This window comes from Idiomarina sp. OXR-189 (genome assembly GCF_034373425.1).
In the GTDB taxonomy this organism is placed as follows: Bacteria; Pseudomonadota; Gammaproteobacteria; order Enterobacterales; family Alteromonadaceae; genus Idiomarina; species Idiomarina zobellii.
Map to the genome: position 1 here is coordinate 2,185,553 of NZ_CP139706.1, position 18,274 is coordinate 2,203,826.

Genomic DNA, 18,274 nt, shown 5'->3' on the forward strand with positions numbered 1-18,274 from the left:
CACTTCAAAAATTGTCTGTTTATCGCTGCAACAGCATTGCATCGCCGTAGCTAAAGAATCGGTACTTTTCATCAATGGCTTGCTGATAAGCATCCATAATTAAATCACGTCCGGCAAAGGCTGAAACCAGCATAATGAGTGTCGATTCCGGTAAGTGAAAATTCGTTATTAAACTATCGACCACTTTAAATTCGTACCCCGGATAAATAAAAATATCGGTGTCGTCGAAAAAGGGTTCGATATTGTCACTGTTTGAAGCATTTGCCGCTGACTCCAACGAGCGTATGGAGGTCGTGCCTACTGCAACAACTCGGCCACCATTGGCTTTCGTCTCTTTTATAGCATTGCAGGTTTCTTCACTGACCTTTGCGTACTCGCTATGCATGACGTGATCATTGATATTTTCCACCCGCACCGGCTGGAATGTTCCCGCACCAACATGCAGCGTTACATAAGCAAAGTTAACACCTTTGTTTCTCAGCTTTTCCAGAATATCGTCGTCGAAATGCAACCCCGCTGTTGGCGCGGCGACAGCTCCCGGCTCACGGTTATAAACGGTTTGATAACGTTCTTTGTCGGAGCTTTCATCCGGACGGTCGATGTATGGCGGTAACGGCATGTGACCATATTCTTCAAGAATGTCCAATACGGGTTCTTCATGCTCAAATTTAAGCTCAAATAACGCATCGTGCCGCGCTAACATAGTGACCTTTACAGCACCTTCCAAAAGCAACTCTGCGCCCGCTTTAGGCGAGCGGTTCGAGCGAACATGAGCTAATACCCGGTGCTCATCCAGCAGGCGCTCTATCAAAACTTCTACTTTTCCGCCGGATACTTTTTCACCCAGTAGGCGAGCAGGAATAACGCGAGTGTCATTGAATACCAGGAGGTCACCTGAGCTCAGGGTATCAACAATGTCAGTAAACTGTTTGTGCTCTATCGACTTTGACTCGGCATTGACCTGAAGCAGGCGACTAGCACTGCGCTGCTCCTGCGGATAACGAGCGATAAGCTCGTCAGGCAATTCGAACGAGAAGTCACTGACTTTTAAAGAAGACGGGTTATTTTCTGACATACCTGCGCTTTTTCTGGAACACTTTTAAAGCGCGGATTTTACTGGAAAGTTGGCAGCCTGTCACTGAAACAGGCTGCCTTTTCATGGCTTCTTAATTGGCGAAGCTTATGCCACGCCGAATATCGCCTTCAGGATATAGAAGAAGACAATAGACATAATGGCACCCGCCGGCAGGGTCACAACCCAAGACACAACGATATTGCGCACAACGCCTAAATTAAGAGCGGCAATACCACGCGCCATACCAACACCCAGTACAGCACCTACCAGAGTTTGCGTAGTAGAGATTGGCAAGCCAGTACCTGACGCAAGCACGACGGTAGACGCAGCGGCCAGTTCGGCAGCGAAACCACGGCTAGGCGTTAAGTGAGTAATACCTTTACCAATGGTCGCAATAACACGTTTGCCCAGCATTGCCAGACCGGCAACGATACCAATACCGCCTAGCGGAAGCACCCACCATGCCAACTGCGCTTTGCCACCTATTTCACCACCATTTGTTACGACACTGACAACAGCAGCAAGTGGTCCAATCGCGTTAGCGACATCGTTGGAGCCGTGGGCAAATGCCATGGCACAGGCAGTTACCACCATAAGTACCGCAAATACTTTCTCGACGTTGGTGTAATGCATGTCTTTGTCATCAGACGGGTTGAACTTAAGACGGCCAATGGCAAGTTTACCTATAACAAACACAAGCACAGCGATACCTAAAGCCCAAAGGTAGCCCTCCAGACTGCCTAAGTCTAAACCAACGTGCTTCAAGCCCTTTTTAATGGTAACCAACGATAGGACGAAGCCTGCAAGCCCCATGTAAAAAGGTACGTATCGTTGAGCCATTTTTAACGGGTTTGAACGATCAAAAATGAGTTTTTGCGCACTCATGAATATGAGATAAGCGATGAAACCGGATATCGCCGGTGTCACAACCCAGCTCCCCACAACACCGCCAACTTTCGCCCACTGCACAGACTCCATGCTAACGCCAACCGCCGAAAAGCCGACAATGGCACCAATAATTGAGTGGGTTGTCGATACTGGCCAACCGAGGTAAGACGCAATAAGCAACCAAAAGCCTGCTGCCAGAAGCGCAGAAATCATACCGAAAACAAGAAGCTCAGGCTGATCAACAAAGTAGGCTGAGTCGATAATGCCTTTACGTATCGTGGAGGTCACTTCGCCACCGGCAAGATAAGCGCCGGCAAACTCGAAAACCATGGCAATTAAAATAGCTTGCTTAATGGTTAGCGCTTTTGAACCAACCGAGGTGCCCATTGCGTTAGCAACGTCATTAGCACCAATACCCCAGGCCATAAAAAAGCCGAACATTGCCGCCATGCCAATAAGCAGCATGCTGTAACTTGAAATAATATCCATAAATTAGACTCCGCTTAGACTCGCGCCAGCATCAATTCAAAACGTGCACCAACTCGTTCTGACAAGTCAGCTAAGTCACCCACCCAGTCCAAAATACGGTATAAAAACATGGCATCCAGTGGGTTCATATCCAGCTCTATTTTGCGTAAGTCTTTGCGTAACTGGATTTGCAGTTTATCGGTGTCTGCTTCAATTGCGTCAAGTTCTGCAATGAAATCATCAACTAAGTCGCGCTCACGACCTTTAAAACCAGTTTCCAGCAAGTCATCAAACTCGGCGATGGTTTCTCTGGCTTTCGCAGCGGCGTCAATACAGCGATTCAGGTAAGCGTCGAAGTCTTTTACCAACGGCTCAGGAATGGTTAATTCACGGCCGGTCATAAGACCTGAAATATCTTTGGCCTTGTTAGCAATGCGGTCTTGCTGAGAAACCAACTCAAGTAAGTCAGTACGCTCAACGGGCATGAATAAGCCACTTGGAAGGTTCAAACGAATTTTGCGCTTTAGTTCGTCCGCTTTTTGCTCGTGCGTAACAATTTTGCTACGAGCGGTTTCTGCCGACGCCCAGTCCTTAGCGTATACCGCTTTAAAAAACTCTTTCAGTGCTTCAGCACAGCGGTGCACTTCGTCCATGTGCTCGATCATCGGTTTAATCGGGGACTTTGCAAATACCCCAAGGAATGAGTTCATTGACATAACCAGTTCCAATTTTTTCAGCTGTTGTTAGCTGCGCGAATGGTAGCGAAAAGTTTCTGTAAATGGAACCGTGATGTTTGATTAAACATCTATCAGCTGAACGCTTGCTCAATTTCACTTTGTTGCTTATCAACCTGTAGTTCGACATTTTGCAACAACTGATGGGCATGACTCATATTATCGATTAACGATCGAATTTCCTCTGAAAACGCTGTAACCCTTGAGCTCTGCTGCTCTGCGAGCTGCAATGAGGTTTTAGCCTCGTCACTTGAAGCCTGTGCTTTCTTCGAAACTTCGTCCGCAGTATCAACCAGGACATTAACGTACTCATGCTGATTTGAGCTCGTCTCTATAATATTCTGGTAGCTACTGTCGATAGCAGCGGATGCGTCCGTCAGCTTTCCTAATGTACTATCAATACTGGTCAGTGAGGACTGAGTTTTCTGGGCTAATTGCCTTACCTCGTCAGCGACAACCGCAAAACCACGCCCTTGTTCCCCGGCTCGAGCAGCTTCAATTGCAGCATTAAGCGCCAGTAAATTAGTTTGATCAGCGATACCCGAAATAACAGACAGTGCCGAACTCACCTGCTCTACAGAACTGGCAAGTTCATTAACTGACGTTTTTGCAGAGTTCATTGCCTGCTCATTCACGTTCGACGCATCACTCAGTTTTCTGATGTATTCCCGGCTTACTTGCATCGACTCTTGTGTACCTAACGCATTTTGCTCAAGCGCTGCCGTACAGCTATTTAAAGAGGTCGTCAGCTCATTGAGCTGATTAATGCCCTCAATCGTTGATTCTGCCGATGTTTGCGTTTTATGTGACGATGAGACCAGCTCCTGCAACTCTTGTATTACCGTTTTAAGTGCGTCATTTACGACAGACATTTGACGAGACTTCTGCGCTTCACTGGACTTTGTTTGCTCAAGAATACCATTAAAAAACTTGGCGACTTCTCCGAATTCTGTTCTTTTATCCGCACCGGGTAAGTAGGTAAGCTGTTGCTGTTCGAGGAGTTGCTGCATAGCGTTACGCAAACTTCGAAGAGGCGTCAAAACCATTTGTTTTAGCAACAAAAAGTTAATTAAAGCAAAGAGTAGTAAAGCGGCAACTAACGCTACAATGGTTATCTTTATTTGTAAAAGTTGTTCTTGCTGAACGTCGATAAGCTGCTTTTCAGCAGCTACTGCTATTGCCTGAATTTGCGCAATGTCTTCTGAGATACTTTTGAATGCCTGCTCTCGTTTGGCTATTAACTCTAAAGTGGACGATAACTCTCGTGGGTAACGGTTAACCAGACTGGCCATCTCCGAGATTATTGTAGGGCCCTGCTCTTTCGCCTCACGTTGAACAAGCATCATTGACTGGTCAGGCAGTTCTTCCTTCACGCCCAGTGCTGGTAACCCCTCCAACCTATTTATTTCTTGCTTGATCGAGTTAAGAACTTGCTGAAGAACATCCTGCTCAACTTCTCCATTAAACAAACGCTCCCGGGTATGAACAAGCTCATTTATTAATAGGATGAGGTCACTACCAACCTGAGCATACTTTTGGCTGGCGGACGGGCTGTTTGCAATTCCTTTTCGGGCGTAATCAAATAACCGGGAAAGTTCATTCGACAATGAACGCTCAGCATTAAAAAGCAAAGCAGTTTCCTGCCCAGAGAGCTTCCCAACTGATCGGTAATCTTTGCCTATTCTGGTATTTATAGACTGGAGCTGGTTAACAACATCGGATTTTTTATCAAAGCCTAAGTCAACCAATTTAGTTTCGGCGTGCTCTACTGCCTTTTGGGCGTCAGTAAGCAGTAAGGTATTTCCGGACTGCAGGTAGCCACTTAGATCAGTAACCACATTAACCATCAGACTTTGCTTTACTGACGAATAAGTTGCCTGCTTATCCTCAATAGTGTTGAGCTTGTTGCTCGACCAAAACAGAACCGTTAAAAAAAACAGCGACAACCCAAGTAAAACAAAAGAAGAAACTCGACTGAATGTGGATACGCGCATAACGTCAAACCGCTTTGAATAATGCGGTCAGTTTAAGACGCTTTTATGACAATTTTATGAAAAAGGCCGCGAAGATTTACTCAACGCGGCCTTTTAGGAACAATTAAGTCTGAATAGACCTTAAAACGTATAAACCAGAGTAACAGCCGTTTCCGTATCCAGCTTTTCAATGCTTTCATCAGATACGTTTGAGTTGTGCGTTCCGCTGACAGAAAACTTCATTGCTAGTGAACTGTTAATGTTCGATGACAATGAGACTTCTGCTTTACTCTTAGTGTTGTCTTCACCCAATTCAGATGACAGCAATGCATTGAACTTTGAATTCTCGGAAATTTTCCAGTCCAGGTTACCCGCCAAACGAAGAATCATTTGCCCTTCAGATTCAACAGGGGGCTCACCTTCAATTTGAATTGGCTTGGTTCGAGAGTAACCAGGACCAATTTCATAGTCGGCGTAAATGTCTTCATCATAGCGATAACGCGCACCATAACCGGTTGCTACCGTTGCCTGGTACTCGTAACCACTAAACTCGTCTTCTTCATAAGAACCAAATACAAACAACGATGAACGACTGTCCGGTGAAAACTTGTAGTTGCTCTGAGCCGACACAAACATACGATCAGCGGTTTCTATCGACTCACCGGTTGACTGGTCTTCCTGTTCAGCCGTGTAGTAGTCAATAACACCTTTATGACGCCAATTTTGGACGTCTCGCGATATATTAAGCTTGCCTTTTAAGCTTTCAGTCTCGGTATTACCCGACGTGTAAAGCAGGCCAAACTCAGCACTTGCTTCCCACTCTTCAACCGTTTCGGTATCCATATCGTCAGCGTCATCAAACATGAAGGTTTGAGCACTGGCCGAAACTGACAAAAATAAACTTGCAAACAATACTGATAAACGCACATTAACCCCTTTATTTTACAATTGCATTTAATTCACCGCTTTCATAGCGCTGGAACATGGTTTCTAGTGTTATTGGTTTTATTTTACTTGCCATGCCTGCACAACCGAAGGCTTCATAACGCGCTTTACAGATTTCTTCCATCGCCGTTGTTGCTGCCGCTAAGAATTTACGCGGGTCGAAGTTTGATGGGTTCTCTGCCAAGTGGCGACGGATAGCACCCGTTGAGGCTAAACGTAAGTCAGTATCAATGTTGACTTTGCGAACACCGTTTTTAATGCCTTCCTGAATTTGCTCAACCGGAACGCCGTAAGTTTCAGGAATTTCGCCGCCAAATTGGTTAATAACTTTCAGCCATTCCTGAGGCACAGATGATGAACCATGCATCACCAAGTGTGTACCCGGAATACGACGATGGATCTCTTTAATGCGATCAATGGACAAAATATCGCCTGTCGGTGGGCGCGTAAATTTGTAGGCACCGTGAGACGTACCACAAGCAATCGCCAAAGCATCCACATTGGTTGCTTTAACAAACTCCGCGGCTTCTTCAGGGTCTGTCAGTAGCTGATCGTGTGACAACTTACCCTCAGCGCCAACGCCGTCTTCTTCACCCGCTTCACCTGTTTCTAGCGAGCCCAGACAGCCGAGTTCACCTTCAACTGAAACACCACACGCATGTGCCATTTCTACGGTTTGCTTAGTGACTCGAACGTTATAGTCATAATCAGCAGGCGTTTTGCCGTCTTCCAGCAACGAACCGTCCATCATGACTGAGCTAAAGCCTAATTGAATGGAACGCTGACAAACCGCCGGTGACGTACCGTGATCCTGATGAACAACCACAGGGATATGTGGCCACTCTTCAACCGCAGCCTGAATTAAGTGACGCAGGAAAGGAGCACCCGCGTACTTGCGTGCGCCCGCTGAAGCCTGAACAATAACCGGGCTGTCGGTTGCGTCCGCTGCCTGCATAATGGCACGCATTTGCTCAAGGTTATTTACGTTAAACGCCGGTACACCATAATCGTGTTCGGCGGCGTGATCCAATAACTGTCGTAATGACACCAGGGCCATAAAAATACTCCTTTAAATTATAAAACTTGGGTTCAGGCGTCGTTTGCGCGCTCTTCTAAAACGGCCACTGCGGGTAAAGTTTTGCCTTCCAGAAACTCCAGAAATGCTCCGCCACCTGTTGAAATATAGCTTATCTTATCAGCGATACCATATTGATCAATGGCGGCAAGGGTATCTCCTCCGCCTGCAATAGAAAAAGCATCGCTATTGGCAATGGCATCCGCAATGGCTTTTGTGCCATTACCGAACTGCTCAAATTCAAATACGCCAACCGGACCATTCCATACGATGGTACCGGCATTTGTCAGCATAGAAGCCAGTTGTTCTGCTGTTTTAGGGCCAATATCAAAAATCATGTCATCATCGGCAACTGCGTCTACTGCTTTTGTTTCAGCTGTTGCTTCGGCACTGAATTCTTTGCCTGTTACAACATCCACCGGTAACGGAATATCACCGCCTTTGGCTTTAGCTTGTTCAACTAACCGGTTGGCTTCGTCTGTGAGGTCGGCTTCATATAGCGACTTACCGACATTATGACCGGCAGCAGCTACGAAAGTATTAGCAATACCACCGCCAACAATAAGCTGGTCAACAACACCACTTAATGACTCCAGCACCGTTAGTTTCGTTGATACTTTAGAGCCACCAACAATAGCCACTAATGGGCGTTTCGGGTTTTCCAATGCTTTGCCAAGAGCGTCTAACTCCGCAGCCAACAACGGGCCAGCGCATGCTACCGGTGCGTATTTAGCAACACCATGAGTCGATGCCTGCGCACGGTGCGCTGTGCCAAAAGCATCCATAACATAGACATCACATAAGGCAGCTAGCTTCTTCGCCAGCTCATCATCGTTTTTCTTCTCACCAACGTTGAAACGTACATTTTCAAAAATAACCAGCTCGCCCGCTTCAATCTCAACGCCATCAAGATAGTCTTTGCACAAACGTACCGGGCAATCGAGAGCATCTGCCAAGTAGTCTACAACCGGCTGCATTGAAAACTGCGCATCGTATTCGCCCTCGGTCGGTCTGCCCAGGTGGGACATAACCATAACCTTCGCGCCGCCGTCCAACGCAGCTTTAATGCTTGGAATAGCCGCTTTCAGGCGAGCATCTGATGCGACTTTGCCGTCTTTAACCGGCACATTCAGGTCTTCGCGAATCAGTACACGCTTATTTGATAAATCCAAATCGGTCATTGCTATGACAGACATCTAAAACCTCTCTTCTTTAAATTCAGATTAAATCTGTTCGGCCATTTTGCGAGTCGTATCCAGTAACCGATTCGCAAAGCCCCATTCGTTATCACACCAGCATAAAAGCTTTACCAACCGCTTATGGCTAACGCGAGTTTGCGTACCATCCACAATTGACGAATGAGGATCGTGGTTAAAGTCGATAGAAACCAGTGGCTCTTCGGTATAATCCAGAATGCCCTGCAACGCACCAGCGCTATGCTCTTTGAGCACTTTATTGACCATTTGCAGCGTCGCATCATTATTTAGCGTAACGCTTAAATCCATTGCGGTCACATTGGTGGTTGGCACCCGCACAGCAATGGCTTCAAAGCGTCCTTCTAAATGCGGCAATATACGTTCAATGCCGCGCGCTAATTTTGTATCGACCGGAATAATGGAACGGCCTGCGGCACGCGTACGACGTAAGTCTGGATGGTAAGCGTCTATAACCTGTTGGTCGTGCATTGCCGAGTGAATCGTAGTGATAGCACCTGAGTCTATACCAAAAACGTCATCCAGCACTTTAATAACCGGAACAATACAGTTCGTGGTACAAGAGCCGTTGGAAATCACTTTATGTTCGGGGGAAAGCTCGTTTTCATTCACGCCGTAAATGGCGGTAAAGTCGACATCGGGCTTACCGGGGTGCGAAAACAGCACCCGCTTAATACCCTGCTTTATATAACGTTGACCGTCGTCCTGAGAACCGTAAACCCCTGTGCAATCGACAACAAAATCGACGTTATAGGAACGCCAGTCTATCGCTTCAATTTCAGTTTCATGAGCTAAGGCTATATCATCACCGGCAACCGTGAGTTCATCATTTGATTGCGTTACTTTGAAACCGAAGCGACCATGGCTCGAGTCGTACTTCAGTAGGTGAGCTATCGCTTCCGAAGCCGCTGGTTCGTTGATTAGCACCACCTGAATACTGTCTCGGTAACCATTTTCATAAAGCGCACGCAAAAAGCTTCGGCCAATACGACCGAAGCCATTAATTGCGATACGAACAGCTTTGCTCATTTACGCGTCCAATAAACGTTTGGCAGCGGCCACAGCGCTTTCAGCGGTAATGCCAAAGTGCTTGTATAAATCACCGGCAGGCGCTGACTCACCAAAAGTGGTCATGCCTATTACTTCACCGTTTAAGCCAACATACTTCAGCCAAAAGTCGGTAATACCCGCTTCAATTGCAACACGGCGTGTTACGTTTGCCGGTAAGACCGACTCTTTATATTCAGCGCTTTGAATATCAAACACATTAGTCGATGGCATTGAAACAACGCGCGCCTTACGCCCTTCTTTAGAGAGTTGCTCATAGGCTTCAACGGCCAAATCCACTTCCGAGCCAGTCGCAATGAAAATAATTTCAGGCTGACCTTCACAGTCTTTCAGGATGTAACCACCACGAGCAATACTTGCTACTTGCTCTTCGTCACGCTCTTGCTGCTGCATTCCCTGACGACTAAACACCAATGCCGACGGTGTTTTACTGCTTTGTATTGCTGCCCCCCAGGCTACTGCGGTTTCCACAGGGTCGCATGGGCGCCAGCATTGCAAGTTCGGTGTTTGACGTAAGTTTGCTAACTGTTCAACCGGTTGGTGTGTGGGACCATCTTCACCCAGGCCAATAGAGTCGTGGGTATACACAAAGATACTTGGCTGTTTCATTAACGCCGCCATACGAACCGCATTACGTGCGTATTCCATAAACATCAAGAAGGTCGCGCCATAAGCTTTGAAGCCGCCGTGCAGCGTCACACCGTTCATAATGGCCGACATACCAAACTCGCGCACGCCGTAGTAAACATAATTGCCACTAGCGTCGTCTGCGGTAACGCCCTTGGCACCTTCCCACAACGTCAGGTTAGAGCCGGCTAAGTCAGCTGAACCGCCTAACAGTTCCGGCAATTTTGGACCCATCTCATTTAATACATTCAGCGACGCTTTACGCGTTGCAATGGCTTCCGGTGCGTTCTGTAGTTTTTGTGCGTAGTCAAAAACGGTTGTCGAGAAGTTTTCCGGCAGCTCGCCATTCAGGCGACGCTTCAACTCTTTTGCGAGCTCTGGGTGCTCTTGTTCATAAGCCACCCAACGCTTGTTCCACGATGACTCCACCGCTGCGCCTTTGTCTTTTGCTGACCACTGCTGATAGACATCAGCAGGGATTTCAAAGGCATCGTGCGACCAGTTCAACTGTTTGCGAGTAGCTGCAATTTCATCGTCACCCAGAGGTGCGCCATGACAGCTTTCAGAGCCTTGCTTATTCGGCGAACCAAAACCGATAACAGTTTTACAGATAATCAGTGTTGGCTTCTCAGTTTCTGAGCGTGCTTCTTCAATAGCTTGTGTAATTGCTTGTGCGTCATGACCGTCAACCGCTTCAATAACCTGCCAACCGTAAGACTCAAAGCGCTTAGCAGTATTATCGGTAAACCAGCCTTCAACCTCACCGTCAATTGAAATACCGTTGTCGTCGTAAAACGCAATCAGCTTGCCAAGACCTAGGGTGCCCGCCAAAGAGCATACCTCATGAGAAATGCCTTCCATCAAGCAACCATCACCCAAGAATGTGTAGGTGTGGTGGTCGATAATATTGTAGTTTTCGCGATTAAATTGTGCCGCAAGTACTTTCTCTGCCAACGCCATACCAACAGCATTAGCAATACCCTGACCCAAAGGGCCGGTCGTCGTTTCAATACCAGGGGTATAACCATACTCGGGGTGGCCAGGGGTTTTAGAATCCAGCTGACGGAATTGTTTTAAATCATCAATGCTTAAGTCGTAACCCGTCAAATGCAGCAATGAGTATATCAACATAGAGCCATGACCGTTCGACAGCACAAAGCGGTCGCGATCAGCCCAGTCCGGGTTATTCGGGTTATGCTTTAGGTAGTCACGCCACAGCACTTCTGCGATATCTGCCATGCCCATTGGCGCGCCGGGGTGTCCCGACTTGGCTTTTTGAACTGCGTCCATGCTGAGTGCACGGATGGCATTGGCGAGATATTGACGATCTGACATGAAAAACCCCCTGAGGATGAAGAGCAACTTGCGATGCGCGTATTCTCCACATTTCAGGGGGTACAAGCAAATTTATTGGTTAATTTCTGGCTAAATATCGGCCTGTAAATCGGCAGCCTTGTCCGTTTGTTCCCATGGCAAGCCATCACGACCAAAGTGCCCGTATGCCGCTGTTTGCTTATAAATAGGACGCTCTAAGTCGAGCATTTTAATTAAGCCATAAGGACGTAAATCAAAATGACGGCGCACCAGTGCAATTAATTGCTCCTCTGAGTGCTTAGACGTACCGAAGGTATCAATGCTGATAGAGGTTGGCTCCGCAACACCAATGGCGTAAGAAATTTGCAGTTCGCAACGCTCCGCTAAACCGGCGGCGACTAAGTTCTTAGCAACATAACGTGCAGCATAAGCCGCACTACGATCCACTTTAGATGGGTCTTTACCTGAGAAAGCACCACCACCGTGACGTGCCATACCGCCATAGGTGTCGACAATGATCTTACGACCCGTCAAACCACAGTCACCCATAGGTCCGCCAACAACAAAGCGTCCGGTTGGGTTAATATGGAATTGCGTGTCTTTGGAAATCCACTGCTCCGGCAATACCGGTTTAATAATTTCTTCCATCACCGCTTCACGCAAAGTTTCCTGAGTAATGTCTTCTCTGTGTTGCGTTGACAGAACCACGGTATCAATGGCGACGGGCTTGCCGTTCTCATAAACAAAAGTCAGCTGGCTTTTAGCGTCAGGGCGTAACCAGTCCAGCGTGCCGTTGTTACGCACTTCCGACTGACGTTGCATCACTCGATGCGCATAAGTAATTGGTGCAGGCATTAGAACGGAGGTTTCGTTCGAGGCATAGCCAAACATCAGCCCCTGGTCACCTGCGCCCTGTTCTTCAGGGTGAGCACGGTCGACGCCCTGATTAATATCGCCACTTTGCTTGCCTATGGCGTTTAAAACCGCACATGACGCACCGTCAAACCCCATATCGGAATGTCGATAGCCGATGTCTTTGACGGTTTGACGAGCCAGGTCTTCAACATCAACCCAGGCTTTTGTTGAAATTTCACCGCCAACCAGCACCATGCCGGTTTTAACGTAAGTTTCACAAGCAACACGGGCTTTAGGATCTTTTGCTAAAATGGCGTCTAAAACCGCATCAGATATCTGGTCGGCAATTTTGTCCGGATGCCCTTCGGACACTGACTCTGAAGTAAACAGGTGACGTGACATATGCCCACTATTCCTTTATTTTGATGAAATCACTCAATACTGGTTGCATAATGTAACCGATCACTCTGTTTTTTTCTACTTCTGGACGTCTAAAAGTCCGAATAAGGCAAATAGCATGCGAGTACCGCGGATCTATCACCCTGATCCCATCGACCTAAACGTTGAAGCCGAACTGAGTGCTGACGGTTTTCAACACTTGATCAAAGTGCTGCGTTTAAACGTAAACGATAGCATTGTCCTGTTCAATGGGGACGGCAAAAACTACCCGGCAACCATCACTCATGTTGCGAAAAAGTCTGCGTCCTTTAAGGCAACCGCAGCCGAAGCGAACGATATTGAATCTCCGGTTCATGTGCACTTAGGACAAGTTATTTCGCGTGGCGACCGTATGGACTTCGTGTTGCAAAAATCAGTGGAACTGGGGGTCAGCGAAATTACGCCGTTGTTTAGCGAGCGCTGCGGCGTAAAGCTCAGCGGTGACAGGCTCGAAAAAAAACAGCAACAATGGCAGAAAATAGTGCGCTCGGCTTGTGAGCAGTGCGGCCGCAGTGTAGTACCGGACGTTAAACAGGCACAGACGCTAGAAAACTTTATAAACAACAGCTTTGACGGCTTGCGGTTAACGCTCGATCCAACAGCAGAACAGCCGCTGTCATCTTATACTCAAGCTGACAAGGGTATTCAGTTACTGATTGGTCCCGAAGGCGGTTTTACCGATGACGAAGTCAGCAACGCGGCAAGCCAGGGCTTTAAACCCATGAAGTTAGGCCCAAGAATATTAAGAACAGAAACCGCAGCGCTCTCTGCTTTAACCGCTGTGCAGTATCAGTTTGGCGATTTACGCTAAAGGAGTTTATATGAAAAAGTTAGCAATGGTGATGGACCCTATCGCCGACGTAAAGACCGAGAAAGATACCAGCTTCCGCTTATTACTCGAGGCACAAGCGCGCGGCTATCAATGCTTCTACCTGGAGCTGGGCGACTTAGTTATCGACAACGGAAACCCGATGGCGTTCGCACAGGAGGTCACTGTCCGCGACCAAAAAACTGACTTTTATGACCTTGGTGACAGCGAATACCTGCCTTTGGAAAGCTTCGATGTCATTATGATGCGCAAAGATCCGCCGTTTGACAGCGAATTCCTTTATGCCACGCACATATTAGAGCTTGCCGAACATCGTGGCAGCCTGGTAGTGAATAAGCCGCAAAGCCTTCGTGACTGTAATGAAAAGCTGTTCACCTCGTGGTTTGCGGACGCTATTGCTGACACCGTGGTCAGTGCCCGTGCAGACGTTATAAAAGCATTCCACAAAAAGCACGGCGATGTCATTTTGAAGCCGTTGGACGGCATGGGCGGCGCTTCAATTTTTAAAGTCACCGAAGACGGTAACAACCTGAGCGTTATTATTGAGACCCTCACCGAGAAAGGCCAGCGCTACGCCATGGCTCAGAAATATTTGCCGGAAATTAAAGACGGTGACAAGCGCATTCTGATTATTGATGGTGAGCCGGTGCCTTACTCATTAGCTCGTATTCCCAGCGCCGGTGAAACTCGCGGTAATTTAGCGGCAGGCGGCAGCGGTCGCGCACAGCCGCTTTCCGACAGTGACTGGGCGCTAGCACGTAAAGTTGGACCTGAACTGAAAAAAAGAGGCCTTATTTTGGTTGGTCTGGATGTCATTGGCGACCGTATAACAGAAATAAACGTAACCAGCCCAACCTGCATGCGGGAAATTGAAAACGCTTACGATATCAATATTGCCGAATTGGTGTTTGAAGCTGCCGAGTCGAAATTAAATTGAATTTCCTCTTTGCGCCCCCATATCGAAAGTAGAGATTATCGTTAAGGAGTCGGTGAATCGATGAACAGCTTACAAAACCATTTTTTGATAGCAACACCCATGCTAAACGATCCAGCGTTTAAACGGACCGTTACCTACATTTGTGAGCACAATGAAGAGGGCGCTATGGGGCTGGTCATTAACCAGCCTGCGGAGCTCAGCGTAACATCGTTACTGGATAAATTAGAAATTGTTTACCCGGATAACAACGAGTATCTGCAAGGCCAGGTTTATCAAGGCGGCCCTGTCGGTCGCGAGCGAGGTTTTGTCATTCACCCTCCACAAGACAATTGGCGCGCCAGCTTAAAAATGAGCGACGATATTATGGTCACCACATCGCGTGATATTTTGGAGGCGCTGGGCTCCTCGGCCGCACCGCAGCACTTTTTGCTGACACTGGGTTACGCGGGTTGGGAAGCAGGCCAACTAGAAGAGGAAATGGAAGAGAACTCTTGGTTAGCGATACCTGCCGACCCTGAGCTTTTATTCAATACTCCTGTCAGTGAACGGTGGCAAAAAGCAACCGAGAAGCTCGGTTTCGATGTTTGGAAATTGGCGCCTGACGTAGGACACGCATGAGCACAATAATTGGCTTTGACTTTGGCACCAAAAGTATCGGAGTCGCCGTTGGTCAAAGTGTTACCGGGACAGCGTCACCGCTTAGCGCTTTAAAAGCCAAAGACGGCATTCCTAACTGGGACGCTATAGAGCAGTTATTTAAAGAGTGGCAGCCAGAGCGCCTGGTTGTGGGGCTACCTTTAAATATGGATGGTAGCGAGCAACCACTGACCCAACGTGCCAAAAAGTTCGGTAATCGCTTACATGGACGTTTCGGCTTGCCCGTATCTTTTCAAGACGAACGGTTGACTTCAACGGCTGCACGCGAAGAGCTATTTAACAGCGGCGGCTATAAAAAGCTCGAAAAAGGACTTGTCGATAGTCAAGCCGCACTGCTAATTGTCGAGGATTTCTTGAGCAATTCTTTGCCAACCAGCGATAATTCGTTATAGTGTGCTCAGTAATCAGTTGATGTGACAGGAGCTGACCTTGTTTGGTAACGAAGAACCGTATTCAGTTACGGGCAATACAATTCTCTTAAAAGATGAAAATAAAAAACTTCTCTTAATTACTGGGCCTAAATACGACAACATTCTCGTATCGCGCAGTGGCGTTGAGTTTACTGACCTTCCGCCAGAGCGTAGACCGGGGCTTAGACTGGTGTCTTTATTAGAAGTCTTTAAGAAAGAAAAAACCTACTTTTTTGTCCGTGCGGGCGGTGTCGAGTACCAAATCGACCTTAAATTCGAAGAAAGCCCCATTACGGAAATGAAGTTTTAAGGACGTTAAGGAAGCCAGCGTGACACATCATAACGGTGCGTTTTTCTGGCTTTCTCTCAGTTTTTTACTGTTATTTTCCTCGAGCAGCCTTGCTCAATCTTTTTTTCAGCTTGATGAAAAAGACAACCAACTCCACTTTTCGTATCACTGGGACGACTTCGATGGTAATCAAAACGCCATAGAGTTTTCCGCCCACAAAAAAGACTTCCTGGAACCCTTAAAGCGTTACCGCGGATTTAATCGTGAACGCAGTCAGCGTGAATTAAGCCGCCAGCTCAATCGATACATTCGCCAGCAAAATTGGCGAGGTATTCAAGCAAAACTAACCCCCAGGCAGCAAAGCGTGGAACTAGTGACAAGTCGGGCGAGAAATCAAGAGCAGCAAACTCAGCTCGAACAGTACAAGAGACGCTTGCGCGAGTACTACAATGAGCGTTGGATTGACTATCTGGATTCTAATTTCTACGAAAGTATCTCACTGCCACCTGGAGAGCGAGGTATCATTCCAGACCATGCCGCTATAGCCAGTGAAATGGAGAACGTCATAAAGCCGCTAATTAATGCGATTGGCGAGCAGTTGGGTGACAATACACAGCGAAATTACATTAATTATGTGACCAGTTTCCTACAGCAAATACCTTACAACGAATTGACCAACAAACTCGACAGCCGCGGCGATGGCTTTACTCCACCGAATCAACTGATTTATTACAACCAAGGCGATTGCGACAGCAAAGTGACGCTAATGACGGCTATTATGCGTAACATTATCAATAACGCTAAAATGGCAATTATTTACTTACCCGAGCATGCGGTTTTCGGCATCAATATAAGCAAACGTGACAGTGACACGACCATTGAGCATGAGGGCATTCAATACGTGCTGGTTGATGTTACCGGCCCCGCCGCTATGCCGGCGGGAACCGTAGGTGAAGATACCGAGTTTCATATTCGCACCGGTCAGTACACTGTAAAACCCGTGAATTAATTTCCCCGCTTTATAAATGCTCTTCCGCAAATTGTGCCAAGGAGCTGCGTACCACACCGTTTAAGTTAACAGTCGCACTGCCCGGGTAATCTTTAAAACGTTCCACAATATAAGTCAGGCCCGATGTGACCGCGGTTAAGTAATAACTGTCTATTTGCGCCAGGTTCCCCGATACAATCAATTTCGTGTTCTCCCCACAGCGAGTTATGAGTGTTTTAAGCTGTGAGGCCGTTAAATTCTGCGCTTCATCCAGAATGACAATGGCGTTTTGAATACTGCGTCCACGCATAAAGTTTAAAGACTTAAACTGAATGTTCGCCTTTTTCATAATGTAGCTAAGACTCGACTCCATGCTTTCATCATGCTTGTGTAAAGCTTCCAGTGAGTCGGTAATAGCCGATAGCCAAGGTGCCATTTTTTCTTCTTCCGTACCTGGCAAATAGCCTATCGACTCAGCAATTTCCGGCGTATTGCGGGTCACAATAATTTTTTCATAAATGCCCTGCTCGACTACCATTTGCAAAGCTGCCGAAAGCGCCAAAAAGGTTTTTCCGCTACCGGCAGGCCCCGTTAGAATGACCATATCCATATGGGTGTCTAATAAAGCATGTAGCGCCATTGCCTGATAGATGTTTTTTGGTCGCACTCCCCAGGCGTCATACGACATTAGCCGTTCAACGCCTAAGTCCATAAGGGTTACCGAGTCTTTGTCGTAGGTATCCACCCGGGCCGCAAAGCTGCTGGTTTCATCAATAATATATTCGTTGGCAAAAACCTGCGGCAGCAGCTCACGCCCCATTGTATGGTAGGCATCGCGTCCTTCCTGATGGGTTTCCACGCTACCGACCTGCGACCAGAAATCCCCTTCAAATTTATAAAAGCCTTTGGTCAGTAAGCGAATATCGTCAATAAGCTGATCGGTACGGTAGTCTTCGACATATTTCATGCCCGCGCCTTTGGCTTTCAGACGCATATTAATGTCTTTTGTCACCAGCACGACTTCTGCCGGAGATTTATCTTTTTGAATTTCCAGTGCAGCCTGAATAATACGGTGGTCATTCTCGGATAAAGATAGCACCGACTCGTTTTGTTCCAACTGATAATCCGGGAATATTGCCAAGGTGCCTTGAGCGTTGTGCTCGCCGTGCATACGGCTGAGTTTTACACCATCAATAATTTCATCCGGCCGAGCTTCTTTTAATGCCTCTTCTAAAGAACGAATCGCCACCCTCGCCTCACGGCTGACGTCTTTATTTCGGTCTTTAATTTTGTCGAGTTCTTCGAGAACAACCATTGGTATAATAACGTTGTGCTCGTCGAAGTTGAGGAAGGCAAGAGGGTCATGCAGTAGAATGTTGGTGTCGAGGATGAAGTATTTACCCGCTTTATTTTCAGACATAGGCATTTACCTTTTGTCGTTACTGTTTAATTACAGCTTAGCCTAAAATTAATGACAAAATAGTGACACA

17 protein-coding genes are annotated in these 18,274 nt (G+C 47.2%); 6 read left to right on the top strand and 11 right to left on the bottom strand.

All coding sequences use genetic code 11. The annotated features are described in order from the left end of the window. Positions 1 to 19 precede the first annotated feature (19 nt). From queA to metK, 10 genes are all read right to left on the bottom strand, one after another. The gene (gene queA, locus UM402_RS10765; protein WP_058577036.1) at positions 20 to 1,075 is read right to left on the bottom strand and encodes a tRNA preQ1(34) S-adenosylmethionine ribosyltransferase-isomerase QueA; all 1,056 of its coding nucleotides are present in this window, start codon (positions 1,073 to 1,075) and stop codon (positions 20 to 22) included. Positions 1,076 to 1,180: 105 nt separating this feature from the next. Then, positions 1,181 to 2,452, bottom strand: a complete 1,272-nt coding sequence (locus tag UM402_RS10770) for an inorganic phosphate transporter (protein ID WP_058577037.1) — start codon at positions 2,450 to 2,452, stop codon at positions 1,181 to 1,183. A 14-nt stretch (positions 2,453 to 2,466) separates the two neighbouring features. Continuing rightward, on the bottom strand, positions 2,467 to 3,147 hold the full coding sequence (locus tag UM402_RS10775) for a TIGR00153 family protein (RefSeq protein ID WP_058577038.1): 681 nt from the start codon (positions 3,145 to 3,147) through the stop codon (positions 2,467 to 2,469). Positions 3,148 to 3,239: 92 nt separating this feature from the next. Then, positions 3,240 to 5,159, bottom strand: coding sequence for a methyl-accepting chemotaxis protein (locus UM402_RS10780; protein WP_058577039.1), 1,920 nt, complete (start codon positions 5,157 to 5,159; stop codon positions 3,240 to 3,242). A 120-nt stretch (positions 5,160 to 5,279) separates the two neighbouring features. After that, the gene (locus UM402_RS10785; protein WP_063744300.1) at positions 5,280 to 6,065 is read right to left on the bottom strand and encodes a DUF481 domain-containing protein; all 786 of its coding nucleotides are present in this window, start codon (positions 6,063 to 6,065) and stop codon (positions 5,280 to 5,282) included. Between the two features lie 10 nt (positions 6,066 to 6,075). Beyond that, a complete protein-coding gene (fba, locus tag UM402_RS10790; protein WP_058577040.1) occupies positions 6,076 to 7,140 on the bottom strand; it encodes a class II fructose-bisphosphate aldolase in 1,065 nt (354 codons plus the stop codon). A gap of 32 nt (positions 7,141 to 7,172) precedes the next feature. Then, positions 7,173 to 8,354: a phosphoglycerate kinase gene (locus tag UM402_RS10795; RefSeq protein ID WP_058577041.1), complete on the bottom strand. Its 1,182-nt coding sequence runs from the start codon at positions 8,352 to 8,354 to the stop codon at positions 7,173 to 7,175. Positions 8,355 to 8,381: 27 nt separating this feature from the next. After that, positions 8,382 to 9,401 (bottom strand): erythrose-4-phosphate dehydrogenase, encoded by a 1,020-nt coding sequence (gene epd, locus UM402_RS10800; RefSeq protein ID WP_058577042.1) that lies wholly within the window; start codon positions 9,399 to 9,401, stop codon positions 8,382 to 8,384. After that, complete coding sequence (gene tkt, locus UM402_RS10805; protein WP_058577043.1) at positions 9,402 to 11,402, bottom strand: transketolase; 2,001 nt, start codon at positions 11,400 to 11,402, stop codon at positions 9,402 to 9,404. It abuts the gene before it with no gap. A gap of 90 nt (positions 11,403 to 11,492) precedes the next feature. Further along, a complete protein-coding gene (gene metK / locus UM402_RS10810; RefSeq protein ID WP_058577044.1) occupies positions 11,493 to 12,638 on the bottom strand; it encodes a methionine adenosyltransferase in 1,146 nt (381 codons plus the stop codon). Between the two features lie 115 nt (positions 12,639 to 12,753). Between metK and UM402_RS10815 the strand changes: the two genes are divergently transcribed. The 6 genes from UM402_RS10815 to UM402_RS10840 are packed head-to-tail and all read left to right on the top strand — an operon-like array spanning position 12,754 to position 16,805. Further along, complete coding sequence (locus tag UM402_RS10815; RefSeq protein ID WP_058577045.1) at positions 12,754 to 13,485, top strand: 16S rRNA (uracil(1498)-N(3))-methyltransferase; 732 nt, start codon at positions 12,754 to 12,756, stop codon at positions 13,483 to 13,485. A gap of 10 nt (positions 13,486 to 13,495) precedes the next feature. Beyond that, positions 13,496 to 14,440, top strand: a complete 945-nt coding sequence (gshB, locus tag UM402_RS10820) for a glutathione synthase (protein WP_053953907.1) — start codon at positions 13,496 to 13,498, stop codon at positions 14,438 to 14,440. A 60-nt stretch (positions 14,441 to 14,500) separates the two neighbouring features. Beyond that, positions 14,501 to 15,058: a YqgE/AlgH family protein gene (locus tag UM402_RS10825; protein WP_053953906.1), complete on the top strand. Its 558-nt coding sequence runs from the start codon at positions 14,501 to 14,503 to the stop codon at positions 15,056 to 15,058. Beyond that, positions 15,055 to 15,489: a Holliday junction resolvase RuvX gene (gene ruvX, locus UM402_RS10830; protein ID WP_053953905.1), complete on the top strand. Its 435-nt coding sequence runs from the start codon at positions 15,055 to 15,057 to the stop codon at positions 15,487 to 15,489. The genes UM402_RS10825 and ruvX overlap by 4 nt, the downstream gene beginning before the upstream one ends. A gap of 37 nt (positions 15,490 to 15,526) precedes the next feature. Next, on the top strand, positions 15,527 to 15,817 hold the full coding sequence (locus UM402_RS10835) for a hypothetical protein (RefSeq protein ID WP_053953904.1): 291 nt from the start codon (positions 15,527 to 15,529) through the stop codon (positions 15,815 to 15,817). Positions 15,818 to 15,836: 19 nt separating this feature from the next. After that, a complete protein-coding gene (locus UM402_RS10840) occupies positions 15,837 to 16,805 on the top strand; it encodes a hypothetical protein (protein WP_058577046.1) in 969 nt (322 codons plus the stop codon). A gap of 10 nt (positions 16,806 to 16,815) precedes the next feature. Here the strand turns inward: UM402_RS10840 and UM402_RS10845 are convergent, their stop codons facing one another. Continuing rightward, positions 16,816 to 18,210 carry a PhoH family protein gene (locus UM402_RS10845; protein ID WP_407716541.1) on the bottom strand — a complete coding sequence of 465 codons (1,395 nt, stop codon included), beginning with the start codon at positions 18,208 to 18,210 and terminating at the stop codon, positions 16,816 to 16,818. Positions 18,211 to 18,274 lie beyond the last annotated feature (64 nt).